This is a genomic window from Gordonia hankookensis, assembly GCF_014673215.1.
Classification (GTDB): domain Bacteria; phylum Actinomycetota; class Actinomycetes; order Mycobacteriales; family Mycobacteriaceae; genus Gordonia; species Gordonia hankookensis.
The window spans coordinates 1,113,585-1,133,477 of the sequence record NZ_JACWMS010000002.1; the positions used below are offsets into that span (position 1 = coordinate 1,113,585).

At 67.2% G+C, this 19,893-nt stretch carries 18 protein-coding genes; 8 read left to right on the forward strand and 10 right to left on the reverse strand.

Annotated features, from left to right (window positions below; genetic code table 11):
• Positions 1-22 precede the first annotated feature (22 nt).
• A complete protein-coding gene (locus IDF66_RS12365) occupies positions 23-601 on the reverse strand; it encodes a hypothetical protein (protein ID WP_190267046.1) in 579 nt (192 codons plus the stop codon).
• Between the two features lie 117 nt (positions 602-718).
• On the reverse strand, positions 719-3,352 hold the full coding sequence (locus tag IDF66_RS12370) for an ATP-binding protein (protein WP_190267047.1): 2,634 nt from the start codon (positions 3,350-3,352) through the stop codon (positions 719-721).
• Between the two features lie 86 nt (positions 3,353-3,438).
• Here IDF66_RS12370 and IDF66_RS12375 point away from each other — a divergent pair, with 86 nt between their 5' ends.
• Together IDF66_RS12375 and IDF66_RS12380 are read left to right on the forward strand one after the other, a co-directional pair.
• Positions 3,439-3,753 carry a DUF4242 domain-containing protein gene (locus tag IDF66_RS12375; protein ID WP_317628671.1) on the forward strand — a complete coding sequence of 105 codons (315 nt, stop codon included), beginning with the start codon at positions 3,439-3,441 and terminating at the stop codon, positions 3,751-3,753.
• Positions 3,754-3,978: 225 nt separating this feature from the next.
• The gene (locus tag IDF66_RS12380; protein WP_190267048.1) at positions 3,979-4,458 is read left to right on the forward strand and encodes a hypothetical protein; all 480 of its coding nucleotides are present in this window, start codon (positions 3,979-3,981) and stop codon (positions 4,456-4,458) included.
• Between the two features lie 92 nt (positions 4,459-4,550).
• On the opposite strand, the gene IDF66_RS12385 is transcribed toward IDF66_RS12380, so the two are convergent.
• Together IDF66_RS12385 and IDF66_RS12390 are read right to left on the reverse strand one after the other, a co-directional pair.
• Positions 4,551-5,723 (reverse strand): PrsW family intramembrane metalloprotease, encoded by a 1,173-nt coding sequence (locus IDF66_RS12385; protein ID WP_190267049.1) that lies wholly within the window; start codon positions 5,721-5,723, stop codon positions 4,551-4,553.
• Positions 5,720-6,376 (reverse strand): hypothetical protein, encoded by a 657-nt coding sequence (locus tag IDF66_RS12390; RefSeq protein ID WP_190267050.1) that lies wholly within the window; start codon positions 6,374-6,376, stop codon positions 5,720-5,722. Before IDF66_RS12390 ends, IDF66_RS12385 begins: the two co-directional genes overlap by 4 nt.
• 510 nt (positions 6,377-6,886) lie before the next feature.
• On the opposite strand from IDF66_RS12390, the gene IDF66_RS12395 reads away from it, so the two are divergent.
• Positions 6,887-7,366, forward strand: coding sequence for a hypothetical protein (locus IDF66_RS12395; protein ID WP_190267051.1), 480 nt, complete (start codon positions 6,887-6,889; stop codon positions 7,364-7,366).
• Positions 7,367-7,404: 38 nt separating this feature from the next.
• Here IDF66_RS12395 and IDF66_RS12400 read toward each other — a convergent pair whose 3' ends face one another.
• The gene (locus IDF66_RS12400; RefSeq protein WP_190267052.1) at positions 7,405-9,594 is read right to left on the reverse strand and encodes a DUF2254 domain-containing protein; all 2,190 of its coding nucleotides are present in this window, start codon (positions 9,592-9,594) and stop codon (positions 7,405-7,407) included.
• A gap of 95 nt (positions 9,595-9,689) precedes the next feature.
• Here IDF66_RS12400 and IDF66_RS12405 point away from each other — a divergent pair, with 95 nt between their 5' ends.
• Both IDF66_RS12405 and IDF66_RS12410 read left to right on the forward strand, forming a co-directional pair.
• On the forward strand, positions 9,690-10,325 hold the full coding sequence (locus tag IDF66_RS12405) for a response regulator (RefSeq protein ID WP_190267053.1): 636 nt from the start codon (positions 9,690-9,692) through the stop codon (positions 10,323-10,325).
• Complete coding sequence (locus IDF66_RS12410; protein ID WP_190267054.1) at positions 10,309-11,571, forward strand: sensor histidine kinase; 1,263 nt, start codon at positions 10,309-10,311, stop codon at positions 11,569-11,571. Before IDF66_RS12405 ends, IDF66_RS12410 begins: the two co-directional genes overlap by 17 nt.
• Before the next feature lie 10 nt (positions 11,572-11,581).
• On the opposite strand, the gene IDF66_RS12415 is transcribed toward IDF66_RS12410, so the two are convergent.
• Positions 11,582-12,928, reverse strand: coding sequence for a carboxylesterase family protein (locus IDF66_RS12415; RefSeq protein ID WP_190267055.1), 1,347 nt, complete (start codon positions 12,926-12,928; stop codon positions 11,582-11,584).
• Between the two features lie 201 nt (positions 12,929-13,129).
• Here IDF66_RS12415 and IDF66_RS12420 point away from each other — a divergent pair, with 201 nt between their 5' ends.
• Complete coding sequence (locus IDF66_RS12420) at positions 13,130-13,609, forward strand: hypothetical protein (RefSeq protein WP_190267056.1); 480 nt, start codon at positions 13,130-13,132, stop codon at positions 13,607-13,609.
• A 103-nt stretch (positions 13,610-13,712) separates the two neighbouring features.
• Here IDF66_RS12420 and IDF66_RS12425 read toward each other — a convergent pair whose 3' ends face one another.
• Positions 13,713-14,228 (reverse strand): hypothetical protein, encoded by a 516-nt coding sequence (locus tag IDF66_RS12425; protein ID WP_396264278.1) that lies wholly within the window; start codon positions 14,226-14,228, stop codon positions 13,713-13,715.
• Positions 14,229-14,542: 314 nt separating this feature from the next.
• Positions 14,543-15,421, reverse strand: a complete 879-nt coding sequence (locus IDF66_RS12430) for a LysR family transcriptional regulator (protein ID WP_190267058.1) — start codon at positions 15,419-15,421, stop codon at positions 14,543-14,545.
• A 99-nt stretch (positions 15,422-15,520) separates the two neighbouring features.
• Here IDF66_RS12430 and IDF66_RS12435 point away from each other — a divergent pair, with 99 nt between their 5' ends.
• Positions 15,521-16,723 (forward strand): MFS transporter, encoded by a 1,203-nt coding sequence (locus IDF66_RS12435; RefSeq protein WP_190267059.1) that lies wholly within the window; start codon positions 15,521-15,523, stop codon positions 16,721-16,723.
• Between the two features lie 42 nt (positions 16,724-16,765).
• On the opposite strand, the gene IDF66_RS12440 is transcribed toward IDF66_RS12435, so the two are convergent.
• The gene (locus IDF66_RS12440; RefSeq protein WP_190267060.1) at positions 16,766-18,214 is read right to left on the reverse strand and encodes an HNH endonuclease signature motif containing protein; all 1,449 of its coding nucleotides are present in this window, start codon (positions 18,212-18,214) and stop codon (positions 16,766-16,768) included.
• A gap of 235 nt (positions 18,215-18,449) precedes the next feature.
• On the opposite strand from IDF66_RS12440, the gene IDF66_RS12445 reads away from it, so the two are divergent.
• Entirely contained in the window at positions 18,450-19,280 is an 831-nt protein-coding gene (locus tag IDF66_RS12445) for a PIG-L deacetylase family protein (RefSeq protein WP_190267061.1), read from the forward strand.
• A 180-nt stretch (positions 19,281-19,460) separates the two neighbouring features.
• Here the strand turns inward: IDF66_RS12445 and IDF66_RS12450 are convergent, their stop codons facing one another.
• Positions 19,461-19,883 (reverse strand): DUF779 domain-containing protein, encoded by a 423-nt coding sequence (locus IDF66_RS12450; RefSeq protein ID WP_190267062.1) that lies wholly within the window; start codon positions 19,881-19,883, stop codon positions 19,461-19,463.
• Positions 19,884-19,893: the final 10 nt, after the last annotated feature.

A 19,893-nucleotide genomic window follows, 5' to 3' on the forward strand; every position in this document is an offset into this window, starting at 1 on the left:
CTCGCTCCCACGACTCCGGACTTCAGAACCGTTGTCCGACCACGGGGCTCGTCGCATACCGGTCGCCGCCCTGTGCATAGTTGAGGTGGACCTGCGCATAGACCTCGTCGTCGTCATCGAATGCGTTGTCGTCCTCGTTCAGATACTCGCGCGGGACAGCCATCACCTTCAGGTAGTGCAGGCCGTCGTCGGCGGCGACCAGGTGCCCGCCCGGCATCGTGCCGGTGCCGGTCACCAGGCGCTCGAACAGCACCGGATCACCTGTGCCGACGTCGTCGCCGCGCAGCGTGTAGCGCACCCCGCCGACCCGCTGATCGACCATGTACTTGATGATCGTGTCGGCGTCGACCCGGCTCATCCGGAAGACGCCCTCGATGGTGATCCGGATGTTGTACGGATCGGTCTGGTAGGCGGTGAGCCGAGCGCCAGTCGCGCGGGGCGCCGCGTGCGCATCGCCGGCCGCGCCGGCCATCGGTGCGATCACGCCGGCCGCGATCGCGGCGGCGCCGACCACCGGCGCCACGCGCGCCCAGCCGCGGCGATGGTGCTGTGGCCGAGCGGGCGTGTTCGGGGCGTTGCGCTCGCGAGGTGAGATGTTCATGGTGTGCTCCGATCGTCGGGTCGTGCACCCGTGCATTCGACGGGCATGACCCACGATCGGCGGCGGCGAGCGGATACTCATCGGGGAAACCTCCCCAAGTTCCGAACGCGTGCGGAGTCAGTCGACGACGCCGAGCGCACGCGCGCGGCGTACCGCTTCCCGTCTGCTGGCCACCTCGAGACGACTCAGGATCGCCGACACGTGGTGGTCCACGGTCTTCTCCGACAGGAACAGCCGTTGGGCGAGTTCGGCATTGGTGAGCCCGTCGCACATCAACGCGAGCACCTCGGCCTGACGTGGGGTGAGTCCGGCCGGGTGCGCCATGCTCGCGCGGCGTCGCCGGGACGGCACCGCCGCCACCCCCGTGGCGCGGAGATCACGCCGCAACTTGTCGGCGACCAGGTGGGCACCGAGGCGATCCAGCGCGGCGAGTCCGCGTGCGATCCGGTCCGGGTTCCCCGATTCGACGGATGCGAGGGCGCCTTCGTAGGTGATGCCGAGACCGTCGAACGACTCTGCGGCACCCGCGATGTCGCCGGCGAGCTGCTGCCGGTAGGGCTCGGCGACCCGCTCGGCGACGGCGTCCGCGGGGAAACCGACCGCGGCACGGCGTAACCACACCGCCAGGTCCCCGCGCGACCACTCCAACCCGGCGGCATCGGTGTCCACGAGCAGTCTGACAAACGTGTCGGTGCGAGGGTCGGCGACGCCGGTCAACCAGGACCGCTCCACCAACGCGGACGCGGCGGGCATGAGGCGCAACGGTTCTCCGTATCGTTCGACCAGATCCCAAGCCCGTCCGAGATCGTCGGCCCCACCGCCGGTCGACCGCAGCGCGACCAGCCCACTCACCAGCAGCGGCCAGATCTTTGTCAACGGTGCCGACCCGCTGTCGAGGACCTCGGCGCAATCCGCCTTCGCCCCAACCCAATCGCCACGGATGAGACCGAGTCTCCCGCGGGAACCGACCTGCCACGCGCGGCACACCGGCAGGTCACGCTCGACCGTCATCCCGATCCCGGTCGCGAGCAGATCGGTCGCCTCGACGATCCGGCGCTGTTCCACATCGAGATAGGTGAGATTGCTGTATCCGCTCGAATAGATCTCGTCGAGGTGCGCAGGCGCGTGGGCCAGCCGCTCGAGCACCGCCTGCCGGCCGGCCGGGGTCCCGTCCATCACATCGCAGCACCCCGCGATGATGTCCACCCTCGCGGCGAGTTCGGGAGAATCGAGACGGGTCGCGAGTTCACGCGCGCGAGCCAGATCGCGACGGGCGTCGTCGACCCGGCCCGCCTGCATGGCCAGGAACGCCGACATCGCGTGGCCGTGTCCAGACGCGACCGCGGCCGGGCCGGCCTGCGTCGAACCGACGGTCGCGGCAATGGATTGGGCGACGTGGTGGTCCGCGGCGGCACGATTGGCGTTGTACCACTCGTAGACGGCGAGGGCGTGGTGGTCAGCGCTGACACCGGCGGCGTCATGGCTCGCGGTCCGAAGGGCCAGCGCGCGGGTACCCGCCGCGATGGCCTCGTCGAGCCGATCGATCAGGTAACACTCCCAGGCGAGCAGCTCCAACAGCTCGGCGTCGGCCGAATCGTCGCTGCCGCCCGCGGACAGTGCCATCCGGAAGAACTCCGCACTCTGCTGGTGTGCCCCTGACCTCGCGGCGACCCGGCCCGCCTCGGCCGCAGCGGCCCGCAGGCGCGTGTTGTCCCCCGCGCCGCGCGCGTGATGGACGATCACCGCGGGGTCCGCACCGACCGCATCGTAGGCGGCGATCATCCGCTGGTGCAGCGCCGGTTCGGCTCCCGGCGGGATCACCGTCTGCACCGCGTTGCGGCAGAGGTCGTGGCGGAAGGACACGCCGCGTGGGGTGCGCTGGATGAGGCGGGTCTCCCCGAGCCGCTGCAGTCCGGACGAGGGGACGCCCAGTTCGGCGATCACGGTCTCGCTGATCGCACCCGGCGCACAGGCGAGCAGGTTGAGTACCTCCCAACCCGACGAGTCCAGACCGACGGTGCGGGCGAGTACGGCGTCGCGTACCGAGGCGGGCAGATCGACACCGCGGTGGGCGAGCATCTGATCGACGAAGAAGGGATTCCCACTGGTGCGTCGATGCAGCTGCTGCGCATCCAGCGCCCGATCGCCGATCATCGACGCCACCCCGTCGACCGAGAGGGGCGACAGCGCAATGGATCGCGCGTTCTCGGTGCGCGCGATGTCGCCGAGTAACAGTCGTACCGGGTCCGCGTCGACGACGAACTCGCCCTCGCGTGCGGTGATGATCACCATCGTCGTACTGCGCCCGACCCGTCGCAGGAGGTGCCGTAGCAGGTCGATGGTGCCCTGGTCCGCCCAATGCGCATCGTCGATGACGAAAATTGTTGGCTGCGAGCTGAAGTCGTCCCAGACGGCGTCGAACATCTGGTAGGCGTGCTCGGCTTTGGTGAGCGCCTCCCTGGTCCGGGGGAGCAGATCCCGCGCGACGTCGTGCAGGGGCCCGAGGGGGCGTGGCGTGGCGAGTGGGTCGCAGACGCCCCAGAGCACTCGATCGTTGTCGGGCCGTTGCCGGGTGAACTCTTCGATCAGCGCGGTCTTCCCGGCGCCCGCCTCGCCGGTGATCATGACGAGATTGCCCTCGCCACCGTGCGCACGTGTCGCCAGGGCGGTCAGCGCCGCCAACTCGCCGTCACGTTCGATCAGGCCCACGCACAGACAACAGGCGCGGTCGTCGGGGCTGGACAAGACCACGAAAGATGGGTGACTCCTCCCGATGTGACGAAGGATCCGGTGGCGGGACCCTGGGTGGGCACAATTCCTTCGACCAGGAGAATCCGATGAACACCACCCCCGCGGACCCCACCATGAAGACCTTCGTCATCGAACGCGAGATGCCCGGCGCGGGAGCCCTCGACACCGCCGCGCTGGTGGAGATCTCGCGCACGTCGAACGCGACCGCGGCGACACTGGGTGTGCCGTATCGCTGGGTCACCAGTTACGCCGCCGGCGACAAAGTCTACTGCATCCACCAGACCGACAGCGAGTCGACGGTGCGGGAGCATTCGCGGAGAGCGGGCTTCCCGTGCACGACCGTCACCGAGGTGGGCACAGAGTTCGGCCCTCGGACAGCGGAGCTACTGCAACCACGGTGATCCCGATTGGCGCCCGGAGCGCGCGGAGGCGTCGGCGCCATGTGCGCCGTCGCTCTCCCGTGCGTGCAGGGAGCGACGTGTCCACCGATCGGTGGACATCGTCATCCTCCGGTGCATCGGCCGGTCGGCGGAGTTCGTCTCGACCCGGATCCCGGGAAAGTCATTGGTGTCACCACGACCACACGGTCCACCCACACCAGCACGGACCCACCCGAGGAGAACCCGATGAACACCACCACCCGCCGCATCACCGCCACCACCGCCGGCCTCGCCGGGATCGCCGCGGCAGCCGGCATCGGCCTGCTGGGTGCGGGCGCCGCGAACGCCGGCACCATGCCGGTCACCCACCCGGGCGAGCCGTCGGTCGCGATGACGATCACCAACCACACCGACAAGGTCGAACACCTCATCAGCTCCGGCACCAGCGGCAACGGTGTGTGGGTCAACGGCCCCAAGCAGACCCTGGGACCCGGCGCCAGCGAGACGATCACCGCGGTCGCCCCACAGGGCAGCAAGCTCGCGGTCAACGTCGCCTACAAGATCGGCGTCGGCGGACCCACCGCGACCTATGAGGTCCTCAACTCGCAGTCCAACACCAATGTCGGCACCAGCGGGATCTCCGGTCCCGGAGCGTCGCACTACTGGATGGCCCACAACTTCAGCAGCCACTTCCCGGCGACGAATGTCGGCTTCGACCAGTGGTGAACGACCAGCAGTGACTGGAGGGCACCCACCCACCATGCCGGCGCAGACCCGCGACGATCATCGTCGCGGGTCTTCGCGTGTGTCGCTCTGCCTCAGCTCGGCGCTTGAGCCCCGACGCTGCGCAGGCGGGTGATCTCGGCTCGGGTGTCGAGGACGTCGTCGGTGTCGTGGCCCTTCCCGGATGCGAGGTCGGCGAGGAGGTCGAGGGCTGCTCGCACGATGTGTCGTCGTCGTTTGCGGTCCGCCCGGTCGGTTCCGGCCTTGATGTACTGACGTTGTTGGCGCCAGCCTGCCGCCGCCGTCACCTCAGCGTCGGTGAGGACGCCTGTGTCGACTTCGGGAGCGAGGACGTCGCGGACGAAGTGCGCTTCCCTCGGGTGCGCCCACACGAACGCGATCCACAACGCGGTCAACCCGAAGATCACATCTCCGGCCATGATCACGAACACGATGGCCCCGCTGCCGCCTGCGATGGCGATCATCGAATCCCAGACACCGTGAACCACCACGGGTATGACCACCAGCGCCAATCCTCGGACGATTCGTCGAGGTTGGGCGGGTGTGCCGATCAGGTAGATGATCCCGGCACAGAACAAAGCGGTGAACAGTGGATGCGAGATGATGTCGGAATAGGTGCGGGTGGCAATCGATCCCAGCAGTCCGTCGGTTTGGTGGGCTCCGAAACCTTGGGTGGCGCCGGAAACCGAGTACAGCAGGTCCTCGCTCGTCTGAAACCCGAGGCCGATGAACGCTCCGAGCAGCAGGCCATCGGTGGGGGTGCGGACCAGGCGGGGTGCGAGGGCGAGGAGCACGACGATGCCGATGCCTTTGGCGGTTTCCTCGACAAAGGGTGCCGACAGGCCGGCGTGCCAATCCTGTGCCCAGACCTGGCCGAACAGTTTTCCATAGAGCGATCCGACGGCGGTGTTCGCAGGTACCGCGATGGCGAATGTGGCAGCTGTCGCGCCCCAGACGAACGCGGTGATCACCAGTGCCACGGGCTGGCGTTCGTAGCGGTCCACGTGTCGGAACCACCAGCCCCACACCGCGGCGCTGATGACGCCGACGACGCTTGCGATCAACAGGGCTCGACCGAAATAGCCCGACAACGGGGAGAACATCTGCCAGCCCTTGACGACGCCGGTTCCGCACAGCCACAGGAACATCCAGAAGACGACATTGCGGGGCTGGAAGAAATGGAACCTCTCACCCCAGGCCGTGGTCTCGAGTGCCGCGCTGCGGGCATCAAGCACATCGGCGCTCACGGAGTCCGTCCTTCGGTGGGACCGATGCTCGAGATCATGGCGTCGATCTCTTCGCTGCGGTCGGTGATCTGATCGGGTGGGCCGACCACCTGCACGCTCAGGCCGGTTCCGCCCACGACGAACGTCGTCACCGACCCTGCTGAGCTCGGAGTGTTGAAGGTGATCTGCACCCCCGTGAGGCCCGCATCCGTGGAGAACGGCTGACGCGATCCCGCCAGCGCCAGCACCGAGTTGCCGTTGGTGGCAGAGCCGACTGCGTCAATCTGCGTGAGCAACTCGTCTGGCGTGCCGGCAAAGGAATCTGCACGTACCGAGAAAGTGATGTTGCCACGCGTCAGTTCGATGGGTGGAACCGACTTGGATGCGCCTCGTTCGCCGACGCGAAAGCCACTTTCCACGTTCCAGTCCGGGGCGGGGACGAACGAGAGTGTCGGCGTGATCGACAGGCGGTCACCGGCGACGACCGGGTCTTCGCTCGGGAGAGCCGAGTCGATGGCAGGAACGATGACGACCCACAGCAACCAGACCGCGAGAATGGCCACCGCGTGCGGGAACACACGGGTGTCCAGTCCGAGGAATCGATGCTCGACCGGGGGACGTCGGCGATGAGAGCGGGATCGGTACTGCCGGGCATCGCCGGTGATGGTGCTCACGCCCACACCGCCAGGAGCCGACAGTGAGGCCGGGGCGACAGAGGGATACCAGTGTCACATGTAGCCAGGTGCATGGGTGGGGCGGCCATCGACGTCTCCTACGACACGGGATCGTCACCCTCGCGCCGCCGCTCACTGGTGAACGGCACCGTGCACGAGGGGACAGTGTGCACAACGACGCATCCGGACTGACGCCATGACGATACCGTCGCCCCAGATGCGCGGCATCAGCCGCGCAGCAAAGTATGACACGGCGCCACAGTCGTCACCGCCGGCCGGCGACAGTTCGCACGTATCCGATGAACTCGTGTGTTCTGTTCTTTGGGATGACTCACTGCATGGCTGCGGTAACGATGAGTGCGATGCCGGGGACAGTCCGGGTAGGTGACGTCTGTCGTGATCGAGGTCTTTCGCGTGTCCCGGCGGCACCGGGCGTGCTGCCTTTCAGATGACACCTTTGGTGCCGAGCGCCCCGACGATGCGCGGCCTCGCTGACGGAAGGATTTCTACGTGAGACACAAAAGGTTTCGCAGCAAGCCCGCAGCCGCAGTGCTTGGCTCGGCCGCCGCCGGAGCACTGGTGATCGGTGGGACCGGATTGTCGGGGCAAGCCGCCGCAGCGCCCAGCGCCGCCTATCCGCTGAGCAGCTGCATCGGTGTGAGCCCCAATATCGCTGACCTGCCCTACAATCCGACGCGGATCATCGTCTCCGACTACGCCGGGACCACCTGGCTGACGACCGAGTTCAGCAGCTTGTGGGGCTACCGTTCGACGGTCCGTCTGGACCTGCAGAATCTGGCAACCGGAAAGCGGGCCACCAAGCTGTCGGACCGCACGGTCTACCCGCCGTACGTCGGTACGCATCAGATCGCGCTGCCGACCTCGCAGATCGGGAAGGGCAAGGTCAAGGCCACCCTGAGCTCGGTCAATCGAAATGCGCTGTGGGTGATCCCCGCTACCACGTGCAGGGGCGTGATCCAGGTCCGATGAAGAGCGAGAGCAGCCAAGGTCGCGGGACCTGGCTTGCGTCAGTCCCCGGCCTTCGTATTGATCCGTAACCGCCTCCGCCGGATACGCCCGGCCTCCGACCCATAGCCCTGCCGGTCGGCGGCCTCGGCGAGCCGCCGGTCCAGCGGGGTAACCCAGTCGCGGTCGACCGCGGCGTCGAGCGCTGTCAAACGCTCGCGGAGCGGCTCCTGTTGATCGTCGGGGCACTGCTCCATAAGCGTCTCCAGCAGGGCGCGCAACCTCCGCTGCACCTGGATGGAGCTTCGACCGTAATGGCGGATCTGGTCGGTCGCGATGCCGACGTAGTCACCCCAGGTCCGCCGGTACCCGCCGATCATCGTGAGGCTGTTGTCATGTGCGTCGGCGCGGACTCGCGGCCCGAGCAACAGCAGCAGGTCCTCGGAATGGTCGAGCGCCTGCACCGCCCGGCTCGGGTCGTTGATGGCCGGCGACAGCGCCTTGAGCGCCACATCCGAGATCGCCTGCAACGCTGCCGCGGGACTGACCGACGGTCGATGGGTGTCACCGAACAGCAGGCAGGACAGGAGTTGGTGCGTGCGGACGTCCCGATGGTCGCCGATGATCTCGCACACGCCGACATTGTGCGGCACATAGTCACCGATGCCGACGAGCAGATCGACCCGTACGTTCCAGCGGATCGCCAGGCGCTGGATCCGTGCGAGGTCGACGGCCAGCAGCACCCGCCCTCGGGTCGGGGTGTCGCGCAACGTCACGACGAGGCTCGCCGGCCCCTGATCTTCATCCACCTGGTCGCCGCCGTGGACCGGGAACGATGCTCGGCTCTCCGGCATGACGTCGGGGTACAGCCGGTAGACGGCCGCCCGCCCTTCGGATTCGATCCAGCGCAGCAATTGTGACGAGTTCAGGATGCTCCCGACCTTGCCCACCAACACGATGAACATGAACGTGCTGACGAGTGTGAGGAAGATGGCGATCGTCGTGGAGATGACCGGTGCGACTTCTTCGTCGGCGACGGTCGCGAGGTCGACGGCGACGATCACGGTGAAGGCGAAGGTGGACAAGAACAGACCGATCGATGCGCGCATCACCACGTCCTGCTGCAACATCGGGATCACCCGGATCGAGATCTGCGAGGCGCCGAACTGCATGGCGAGTGTCACCGCGGTGAACACCAGGCCGGTGAGCGTGGCCATCGCTCCGGCGATGACCCCGAGCAAGGTCGCGGTGGTGCCGGCGGCGAGTTGGTAGGTGCCGAAATTGTCGTCGAGCCCGACGGCGACGAGGCCGGCGATGATCGCCACCGCCACCATCACCGTGGGCAGACGCCATGGCGGATCGCGGCGGAGTTCGCGGCGGGTGCGCCGCCATCGCAGCGCTGCCGCAATGCGATTGGGCGCGCTCGGCGCCGGCACGGCACCGTGGTCAACCATGGCTACCGCGGGCAGCGCGGCGGCGGTCGCAGTCGGTTCGGGGACACCGAACCGTCCGGCCACCGCCTCCTGCACCACGATCTTCCAGCGCACCACCGGTTCCCGGTACCGCTGCTCCCGCCGGATCGACTTGACCATCTTGCCCGGCCGCTTGGTGTACCGCCATCGCGCCCACGGGGAGCGCGGTCGCGCGATCCGGATGGCCCCGAAGATGAGCAGGGGCACGATGAACAATCCGACGAGACCGGTCCAGAGTTTGCCCTTCAGCAGCGTGATCACAGCCAGCGCAACGATGATCGCGAACAGCACGAGGATGACCACCCGCGTGCTGGTGTCTGGCGCGTCTCGATACTCGTCGACCTCACCGAATCCGATCGGCCGCAGTCCCATGAGGAAGAGCAATCCCACGCCGACCGCGACGAACACCGCGTCGATCGACGACCGGCCCTCCTCCTCCCAGTAGACGTCACGGAGGTGGAGGATCAAGGCGAACTCGTCGAGCACCAGGGCGCATCCGGCGCCGAAGACCGACGCCAGCACGCAGTTGGCGATCGGGGTATCGAAGGTGGCCAGCGCCACGAATGAGAACCCGGAGATGAGCATCAGCAGGACACCGAAGAACTCGTGGTGCATGTGGACGCCGCCGGGCGTCACGTTCCCCGGCCACCAGCTGACCTCCGCGCGGATCATCCGCACGCTGAAACGGATGAACACGAAGGTCAGCACGAACGCGATGAGCAGGAAGAACAGCGGCAGTCGACCTGTGTCGACGATCGTCTGATCGAACCACCGCGCCATGATCAGACACTACTGCGTGGCGGGCCGCCCGATTCGGCGATTCCGGGGCGGCGGAGTTGCGGTCGTCGGCCCGCCTGCCACCCTATTCTGAGCCGATGGACCTGGTGACCGTGGTCGTCGTCGACGATCACCCCTTCTTCCGCGACGGGGTCGCCCGAGGGCTCACCCAGAGCGGGCGGGTGCGTGTGCTGGGTGAGGCCGGCGACGGCACGGAGGGTCTGGCGATGATCCGCCGGGAGTTACCGGACGTGGCCGTCGTCGACCATCAGATCCCCGGCCTGACCGGTGTGGACGTCGCACACGCCGTGGCCCGGGACGGACTGCGCACCAGGGTGCTGCTGTTGTCGGCCGTCACCGACGGTCCGATCGTGTTCCGCGCCTTGGCGGAGGGCGCGGCCGGCTACCTGGCCAAGGATGCCGACCGCGACGACATCGTGGGCGCCGTGACGCGGGTGGCGAAAGGTGAGACCGTGGTGCCGCCCGAGCTCGCCGCGGGCCTCGCAGAAGAGATCCGCATCCGATCGCAACCGGACGCGCCCGCACTGTCCGAACGCGAACGTCAGGTGCTGACGGGTTTCGCGCGCGGTCAGTCGATCCCGCAGGTCGCCGCCGAGCTCTACATCGGCGCGTCGACGGTCAAGACGCACACCCAGCGCCTGTACGAGAAACTGGGCGTCTCCGACCGCGCGGCCGCCGTCGCCGAGGCGATGCGCCGTGGCCTCCTCGAGTAGCCCGGCGCCCCTTCTGGGGCTTGCCGAACTCGCCGACGAACAGCGGATCGACACGATCCTGATCGATCACGCCCTGCAGGGCATCCGGATTCAGGTGCTGCTGCGCCTTCTGCTGTCGGTGTTCGCCCTGTTGTCGGTGGCCCTCGAGCCCCCGGTCCACAGTGCAGGGATCTGCATCGCGATCGCCGCGGTCTATGTGGCGTGGTGCGTCGGTGGTGTGTTCCTCGCACCGCGCGCCGGTCTCATCGCCATCCGATTCTCGTGGGTGGCCCTGCTCCTCGACCTCGTGGTGCTCGTCGCGGTGACCGCAATAGCCAGTCAGTCCGACGAGATCAGTTGGACCGCAGATGTTCTGGTGACCGGTTTCGCGATCGTCCCGATGATCGCCGCGATCAGCATGCGCCCCATGGTGTGTGCGGCGGTGGTCGTCCCGACGGTGGCGGTCTACTTCGTCGCCAACGCGATCGCTCGTGTCCCCAATGGACGGCCGTGGTCGGTGATCCTGCTGAGCACCTTGGTGATCGGCATTCTCGCGCTCGGCGCCGTGGCGCTCTCGCGACTTCAGCGCTCCCGGGTCGTGACCATCGGATCACTCGCCGCCGAACGCAGTCGGCTCCTCGACGAGGTGATGCAGATAGAGCACCGCGAGCGACGAGAGCTGGCCGAGCACTTGCATGACGGCGCATTGCAGTACGTCCTCGGCGCACGTCAGGAGCTGGCCGTGCTCGAAGGCGGGAGTCCCGATCCTCAGGTCGTCGGGCGGATCGACGAGGCACTCCGCGAATCCGCGCGACTCCTGCGCTCGACGCTCGGGGAGCTGCACCCGGCGGTTCTGGAACAGTCCGGCCTGGCCGTCGCGCTCGCCGACCTCGCGGACTCGATCGAGCGACGGAGCACCTTCACGGTCTCGGTCGACACCGTCGGCTGGCCCGACGGCATCCGGACGCCGGTCGACGCGGTCCTCTTCGCGTCCGCGCGGGAGTTGCTGACCAATGTCGTCAAGCACGCACAGGCGGCCACGGTGCAGCTCACCGCGGAGGTCGACGAGGGCCGAGCACGGGTGGTGGTGGTCGACGACGGCGTGGGTGTCGACCCGCACCTGCTCGACCAGCGTGTCGCCGGTGGTCACATCGGCCTGGTGTCCCGGCGGGTGCGGCTGGAAGGACAGGGTGGGCGACTCAGCGTCGCGCCGCACCCCGCAGGCGGAACCGTCGCGATCGCCGAGGTACCGGTCGGGCAGCTCTGAGGCACCCGCCTCACTCCCTGCCGAACCTGATCAACCCCGGCACGTCGGCGGGTGATGTCCACCCAGTCCGCGCGAACTCAACCCAGATCGCGCGGAGTTGCCGGGCGTTCTCCTCGACCTCGGACCAGCGGTGTCCGACCAGGACCGGCGCCCCGTCCCACGTGGCCTGATCGCCGAACAGCAACGGGATGTCGACGGTGTGCGCCGCCCGCAACGGATCGCCGCGCGCGCCCCATTCGAGGACGTACTGCGCCGCGAGTCCGCCGACTCGACGATGGCGCCGAATGAAATCCTTTGCAGCACTTGTGTACACCACCTTGGTGACACCTCGCACGATCAATTCGTACAGCGCAGGCCCGGCGACCGGGACCTTCTGCAGCCCGCCGAGGAGAGAGATACCGGCGGTGAAGAACGCCGCCTCACGCTCGTTCCACCCGATGAGCACCTCCACATCGGCCGCACGCCGTTCCCACGCGGCGTCGACCTCGTCCTCGTCAGGCAACGGTGCATGGCCGTACTGGGTGCCGAACGGCATCAGCGCCCGCACGCCGAAGCGGAGCAGGGCGGGGTCGCGGGCCAATGCACTCTGCGCAGCCAGGACCTCGTCGACCGGGGTGGTCGAATCGATCTGCCGCGTCGCGTCGGCCATGGCCGTGTACATGGCCGTACGGCCGCGCGCGAGACCCAGAGGGGCACTTTGCACGATCACCCGCCGGAACAATCCCTCGGTGCCGTCGGCGATCATCAGGTGCACCGCGGCATCCGCACCTGCGGACTCACCGAAAACGGTGACGGCGTCGGGATCACCGCCGAACGCGGCGACGTTTCGTTGCACCCAGCGCAGCGCCTCGATCATGTCGAACAGGCCCAGGTTCGCCGGACGGCGCACGCCGTCGCCGACGAAGCCGAACAGCCCGAGACGGTACGTGATCGACACCACCACAACCCGTTGCTCGGCAACGAGATTCGCTGGATCGTGACACGGCGCGTCTGCGGCACCGAGCACGTAGGAACCACCGTGAATCCACACCATCACCGGCAACGGTTCACCCGGCTCCCGGTCGGCCGGGATGGTGACCGACAGTCGCTGGCACTGTTCGTCCTCGGGCACGTCGCCGAGCGCTGCATCCCCGAACCGACTCCGGAGCAGATCCTCGGTCTCGTTCTGTGGGCAGGCAGGCGACCACGATGTCGCGTCGATCGGTTCTGCCGACGACGGTTCCGGCACCGGCACCTCGAAACGATCGGCACTCGCATACGGGATGCCCGTCGCGCGGATCACGTCACCGTCCACCCGAGCGACGACGTTGCCCGCCGGGCAGTCGATGGTGAGGGTCTGGGAACCGGTCTCCGTCATGGCGCTCCTCCGCGTTCGGTGATCCAACCAGCCATTGTTCTCCACGGCTGTCCTCCACCGCGTATCCCCCGATCGGTGGACGCCACTGTCCACCGGCGAATCCGCCGATCGGCGGAGGTTGCCGAGAGCCGTTTCACGGGAAAGTTCTTGGTGTCACCCGGACAACACAGTCCACACCGAACCGAACGCCAGGAGAACACCATGAACACCACCACCCGCCGCATCACCGCAGCCACCGCCGGAATCGCCGGAATCGCCGCCGCAGTCGGCATCGGACTCATCGGCACCGGAACGGCGAATGCCGGCACCATGCCGGTGACCCACCCCGGCGAGCCGTCGATCGCGATGACCATCACCAACCACACCAACAAGGCCGAGCACCTCGTCGGTTCGGGCACCAGCGGCAACGGTGTCTGGGTCAACGGGCCACGACAGACGCTCGGACCCGGCGCCAGCGAGACGATCACCGCAGTCGCGCCACACGGCAACAAACTCGCCATCAACGTCGCGTACCGGATCGGAGTCGGCGGCCCCACCGCCACCTATGAGGTGCTCAATTCGCAGTCCAACACCAACACCGGCACCAGCGGCATCTCCGGACCGGGGGCCTCGCAGTACTGGATGAGCCACAACTTCGGCAGCCACTACCCGGCCACCAACGTCGGCTTCGACCAGTGGTGATTCGCCCAGTGGTGAGCCAACGCCGGTGAGCGCACACCACCCGGCCACAACGGGCCCGCGACCATCACGGTCGCGGGCCCGTTCTGCGGTGGTCGGGAATCGATCAGGGGATCAGCGAATCCAGCGATCCGAAGGCCCCGCTGGCGCCGGTGGCAGCGAAGTTCGTCGTGCAACCGTTGAACGACACATTGTCGACATTCACCTTGCCGGTCTTCTCGTTCGGCTGGCTGGAGATGCCGTAATGGTCGACCACGGTCTTGTGATTCGCGCTGTTGGCGGCCGCGGTGAGTTCCGCAAGCGTTGCGTTCTTGCCCCTCGCGATGCCGGGCAGGTCACGAGTCGCCCACCACTGATTCGACGAGGCGGCGTCCGCCTTGCCCGCAGCCGCCGGCGCAGACCAGACGAATGTCGCGAATCCGTCATTCGCGCCGGTGTTGGCGCCGGTCACACGTATTTGCCAGTTCGCGTTTCCCGCCGATTTCTCGAATGTCAACGGCTTCTTCGCGGCGTCGGCAAGAGGCAGTTGACCTGCGGCATGATATGACGCCTCACGCGGCTTGTCCGCGGTGGTCATGAATTCCAGCGACCCATCGGTGTCGACGACCTTTGTCGCCGTCACCTTTCCCGCCTGACCCTGCTCGTCGGAGAAGGTGTTTCCCCACCCATTCGCGCTGGTAGGCGTCGAAGTCTTGGCGCAGTTCATATCTGAAACCGGCGCCGCTGTCGCCATTGTCGGGAATGCCAGGCTTGCCGCCCCCAGGGCTGCGCCCACAACAATTCCTCGGATGACATTACGTCGCATTCTGTTCATCGCCTCCAGTTCATTTTTCGGCAGGTGGCCTCACCGAAGCTAACAAACCGATCCATCGATAAACACCCCCCATCGCACATGGGGATCACGAAAGGCGATGGTGAAATGAGAATGAAAGAGTTCTAGTCAGGTGAAATGCTCCCGATGACGAAGTCGCGAAATCTCTCGGCGGCGTCGGGCAGGGGACGCGGCCGCGACCAGGTCAGGCCGATCTCGCGTGACTCGCCGGTCAACGGGACGAGAACAACGCCTGGGCTGCGATCGGCGTCGTCGACGGGCACGACCCCGATCCCGAGTCCCGCACCGACCAGGCCGGTGATGGTCGCCAGCTCGGCAGAGGAGAAGGCGATCGTCGGGGCGATATCGGCTGCGGCGCACAGTTCGTCGAAGATCCGACGCATACCGAATCCCCTCTCCATCACGATGAACTCCTCGTCGGCTGCCTCCGCGAGACCGATCGTGGTGCGATCGGCGAACCGATGATCGGACGGCACCACCAGGGCGAGCTTCTGCTCGGCGATCGCGAACCAGGCCAGGTCGGTTCGCATCGGCCGCGGTGACACGATCGCTAGGTCGGCGTCTCCCCGGATCACCTGGTCGACGACAGTGGCAGCGGCGTCCTGGGTCAGGGTGAACCGCGCCTGCGGGTTCTCGTCGCGGAACCGCCGGATCAGATCGGGCACCAACGTGACGCCGAAGGAATGCAGGAAGGCCAGCCGCACCACCCCTCGCGCCGGCCGCCGCATCTCGTCGATCTCGCGACGGGCGGCATCGAGTTGTACGCGCGCCCGCCGCGCACGTTCGAGGTACACCTGCCCGAATCGATTGAGCACCAGACGCCGGCCGTGCCGATCGAAGAGCGGCACGCCGACGTCTCGTTCCAACCGTGCGACGAAACGCGACAGCGTCGGCTGCGAGACACGGGCCTGTTCACCGGCGGCGGTCAGGTTCTCCGCCTCGGCGATGGCGATGAACCAATCGAGTTCGTGGTGCACATTCATCCTGGCAGTCCATCCTAGCTGCAGTCATTCACAACTGAATGAGATGGCGTAGATCCATTCATTTTGAGGTGCAGACCGATGGGGTGACGCTGAACCACGATGACCACGAGAACCACCACCTCCGCCCCGAACATCCGGCACACGCTGGGCTCACCGGGCTATCGGCGCGCCACCACGGCACTGTTCGCCGCAGGCATGACGACGTTCATGGCCCTCTACTACGTTCAGGCCCTCCTGCCGCAGCTCTCCGATCACTTCGGCGTCTCGCCTGCCACCTCAGCGCTCGCCGTCTCATTGACCACCGGGTTCCTCGCCATCGCGATCATCCCGGCAAGTGTGCTGTCCGAGCGGTACGGGCGAGTGCGGGTGATGGTGGTCTCGGCGCTCGCCGCGTCGATCATCGGCATCGTGCTCCCGTGGTCACCGTCCATCGAGGTACTCCTCGCCGGCCGTGCGTTGCAGGGAGTGCTGTGCGCCGGCGTGCCCGCGGTGGCGATGGCCTATCTCGCCGAGGAGGTCGACGGCGCGTCACTCGGCACGGCGATGGGTCGCTATGTCGCGGGCACCACGATCGGCGGACTGACCGGCCGTCTCGTCCCCGGCGTCGCGGCCGATCTGGTGTCGTGGCAGTGGGCGCTGGAGGCGGCGTGCCTCGTGTCGCTGGGTTTCGCGCTCGTGTTCTGGCGCACGGTCCCCGCATCCCGCTTCTTCAGTCCCCAGCGCGTGGCACCACGGATCACGGCCCGGAATCTGATGAACCATCTGCGCGACCCCGGGCTGCTCCCGCTGTTCGTCCTCGCCTTCGTCCTGATGGGTGGGTTCGTCACGGTCTACAACTTCATCGGCTACCGACTGCTCCGGCACCCGTTCGACCTCAGCGAGGCAACCGTCGCGGCGGTCTTCCTGATGTACCTGGCGGGAACGTTCTCGTCGACCTTCGCCGGCCGCCTGGCCGACCGGAGAGGGCGCAGGCAGGTGCTGATCTCCGCGGTCGCCACGATGCTGGTGGGACTCGCCCTGACCGTGCCCGACCATCTGGCGCTCGTCCTGGTCGGCATGTTGCTGTTCACCGGCGGGTTCTTCGCGGCGCATTCGGTGGCCAGCGGATGGGTGTCGGCGCGCGCCACCGATCACCGGGCCGAGGCCTCATCGCTCTATCTCTTCCACTACTACCTGGGCAGTTCGGTGGTCGGCGCGCTCGGTGGGCTCGTGTTCTCGGCGTTCGGTTGGACGGGGGTCGCCACCTACGTCGGGGTGCTCGTGGTGGTGGGGCTGACGCTCACCGTGCTGTCGCGGCGCTGAACCCGACGGCGCGTGCATCCCAGTACGATCACCGACGCGGAGTCAGAAGGGCGGCGGATTCTCCGCGTTCCACCGATCCATCGCCCGTTGGTCGGCACGTTTGATCGACGCCGCACGTCGGGCGCGGACGGTGTCGATGCGTTGCCGCGCGGCGTCGTCCGGCGGTCGGCCGGTGCGGGTGAGAGATCCGAACACATCGCGTCCGGTGAACGCGTTACCCAGGTAGGTGTGGCCGGCGGGTGACTGGAAGAACACCTCACCGAGGGGATCGTGGTAATCGCGCCAGCCAACCGCGAAGGTCTTGATGCGGTGATGAAAACGGCACAGCGGCTTGAGGTTTCGTGGGTTGGTTGGCCCGCCCTGGGCGAACGGGATGTCGTGGTCGACGTCGGTGTGGAAGGCGCGGTTGTTGCAGCCGGGGAAGCTGCAACACAATTCACCGGCACGGACCTGATCGGCGAGCATCTTGCTCGGCGCGTAGCGGTCGATGCGCCGCGGCTCGGCCACGACATCGGGCCGGATGTACGTGCGTCGCGCCCCGGCGACGAGTCTGCGTGCGGTGTCGGCATCGAGGATGCCTTGGCCGTCCAAGAAGGCTGGATCGTCGTCGAGACCGAGGAGGCTACTCAGGTTGACGACGATGTGGAAGGTCGGCCGCGGCGCACACGGTGACTCGGTCGCATCAGGCGAACCATCTGACCGGGCGGTGTCCGAGGGAGCGGCGACGGTTGCGGGGTCGGCGTCGATGCCGCCGGCGTCAGGGTCGGAGGTGCAGGTTTCGCAGCGACAGTCGAGAGCGTTGGCCCCGTGGGCCAACCCGACCAACGCATCGGCGCGCCGTTGGGCAGCGGTGCGGGGATCATCGGCGTGCACCGCGGCGGCCATCGCGGTCAGGCGCGCGTCGACGGCGGCGGCCTGCTCGGCCGGCAGCGACCCACCGATGCGGGATTGGCCAGGGGTGTGGCGGTCTGGTCGCACGCTGATGTTGCGCTCGGAATCGACGAGTTCGCGGCGTCGGCGAGTGGCCGCGGGATCGTGGGTCGCGATGTGCTTGTCGATCATCACCAGGAAGCGGACCATCGACATCGGCTCGCGGGTCTCGATGTCAGCGGCGATGATCTTGTCGAGCAGGTCGAGTTTCTCGGGGGTGCACAGGGCGGTGCGACGCACCACCGCGAGAAATCGGGGCAGGTCGATGCGTCCGGCACCCAGGGTGGCGCCGATGAACGGCAACTGGTGACGCAACACGCTGCCTGCTTCGATGAACTCCCGCGCGCGGGCCGCAGGCACGGTCAGTGCTGCTCCGACTTCTGCGATGGCGGCTTCGAGTCCGTTGGGGCCAAAGCGGGCGTGCGGGTCTTGTCCGGCGGCGGCACGCGCGGCGAGACGCTCGAGGTTGGCCGGCGACGTCGATTGTTCGCCGAGCCCTGCGGCCAGCCGTACCAGATGGTCTTGTTCGCGCTCGTCGTGGATGAGACTGGCGGCCTGCAACTCCGATAGTCGGCGGCCGCGCGCACCGCGGTGCTGTGATGGAGCACCTCGACCAACCCGGTGGCCGAGTGCTGCTCATCGGCGGCCATCTGGGCCAACACCGGCGCGCTCGATTGCATGACACCAACTTGTCGGCGGCCACCGACAAGTTTCGTCCCGCAGATCAGACGTGTTCCGGACGATGGTTGGCAACGGTAACCGAGAGCGTCGAAACCGCACCGAGCATGATCTACCCATGAGCACAATCGTCTTTGTCCATGCGCATCCCGACGACGAGGGCACGGCCACTGCGGGAACCATGATCCGAGCCGCGCGCGAGGGTCATCGGGTGGTGGTCGTCTACTGCACCGACGGAGACCCGGGCGAGCGCAGCGACGGGGGTTTCGACAGCGATGTCCCCGACGATCTGGAGCCCGGCGAGACCGTGGCGAGCCGGCGGCGCGGCGAAGCGGAGGCCTCGGCCGCCATCACCGGCACCGCACGGGTGGAATGGCTCGGGTATGCCGACTCCGGAATGACCGGCTGGGCACAGAACAACACCGACGGTGTCTTCGCCCGCGCGGACCCCGATGAAGCGGCCCGCAGGCTGGCCGATCTTCTCGACGAGGAGTCCGCGGACGCGGTCGTCGGCTATGACTGGCACGGTGGCTACGGCCACCCCGATCACGTCATGTTGCACAGGACAACCCTCGCCGCAGTGGAACTCGCCGCGAAGCGCCCCCGCTACCTCGAGGTCACGATGAACCGCGACCTCATGCGACAACTGTTCGTCCTCGCCGCCGAGATGGGCATGGAGGGATTCGACCCGGATACCCGCGGCGACGACGGCAATCCGATCGGCACTCCCGAGAGCGAACTGCACTGGGCCGTCGACCTCGGCGACGACGTGATGACCAAGCGCAAGGCGCTCGCCTGCCACGCCAGTCAGAGCGACGTCCGGCAGTTGCTCGAGATCCCCGTCGAGGCGTTCCCGTTCGCCTTCGGCACCGAGCACTACATCGAACCCGGCCGACCGGCCGGCATGGTTCGCGGCTGGTGGCTCGATGCGGTGTCGGGTGTCGGGTGATCTCGATACGACTCCTCACTTCGTTCGTCGTCTACTCGATCAGCGGTTTGGGGTTCGTCGTCTACTCGATCAGCGGTTTGGGGTTCGTTGTCTACTCGATCAGCGGCGAAGGCGACTTGACCGCTGGTTGAGTAGCCGCCGAGCCGCCAGGCGAGGCGGCGTATCGAAACCTCCTATGGCTCAGCCGAAATCCGACCCCACCCGCGGCGGGCAGGCGTCGAGCCAGGCATTCTCGGCCTCGTCGAACACCCGCGACCGCGAGAGGAACCGAACGCCTTCCGGCGCTTCGAGACTGAAGCCGGCGCCGCGGCCCTTCACGACGTCGAGGATGAGCTGTGTGTGTTTCCACAGCTCGAACTGGTCGCCGTTGATCCACACCCGGACATCGGGAATCGGTTCCGGGAGATCGATTTCGCCGACGAGTACGTCGCGCTGGCCGACACGATATTCCCCGACCGGGTAACACATCGGGGCCGAGCCGTCACAGCATCCACCGGACTGGTGGATCATGAGTCCGCCGTGCAGCTCCGACAGTTTCGTCAAGAGCTGCACGGCGGCGTCTGTGGCGACCACCCGTTCAGGAGCGTGCTGTTCGGTGGTCATCGGAAATCAC

Bases quoted from the DNA above. Each gene is read 5' to 3' on its own strand.
- IDF66_RS12450 (WP_190267062.1), bottom strand. From the start codon at position 19,883: ATGACCACCGAACAGCACGCTCCTGAACGGGTGGTCGCCACAGACGCC.
- IDF66_RS12375 (WP_317628671.1), top strand. From the start codon at position 3,439: ATGAACACCACCCCCGCGGACCCCACCATGAAGACCTTCGTCATCGAA.
- IDF66_RS12420 (WP_190267056.1), top strand. From the start codon at position 13,130: ATGAACACCACCACCCGCCGCATCACCGCAGCCACCGCCGGAATCGCC.
- IDF66_RS12445 (WP_190267061.1), top strand. From the start codon at position 18,450: ATGAGCACAATCGTCTTTGTCCATGCGCATCCCGACGACGAGGGCACG.
- IDF66_RS12365 (WP_190267046.1), bottom strand. From the start codon at position 601: ATGAACATCTCACCTCGCGAGCGCAACGCCCCGAACACGCCCGCTCGG.
- IDF66_RS12380 (WP_190267048.1), top strand. From the start codon at position 3,979: ATGAACACCACCACCCGCCGCATCACCGCCACCACCGCCGGCCTCGCC.
- IDF66_RS12435 (WP_190267059.1), top strand. From the start codon at position 15,521: ATGACCACGAGAACCACCACCTCCGCCCCGAACATCCGGCACACGCTG.
- IDF66_RS12405 (WP_190267053.1), top strand. From the start codon at position 9,690: ATGGACCTGGTGACCGTGGTCGTCGTCGACGATCACCCCTTCTTCCGC.
- IDF66_RS12400 (WP_190267052.1), bottom strand. From the start codon at position 9,594: ATGGCGCGGTGGTTCGATCAGACGATCGTCGACACAGGTCGACTGCCG.
- IDF66_RS12415 (WP_190267055.1), bottom strand. From the start codon at position 12,928: ATGACGGAGACCGGTTCCCAGACCCTCACCATCGACTGCCCGGCGGGC.
- IDF66_RS12430 (WP_190267058.1), bottom strand. From the start codon at position 15,421: ATGAATGTGCACCACGAACTCGATTGGTTCATCGCCATCGCCGAGGCG.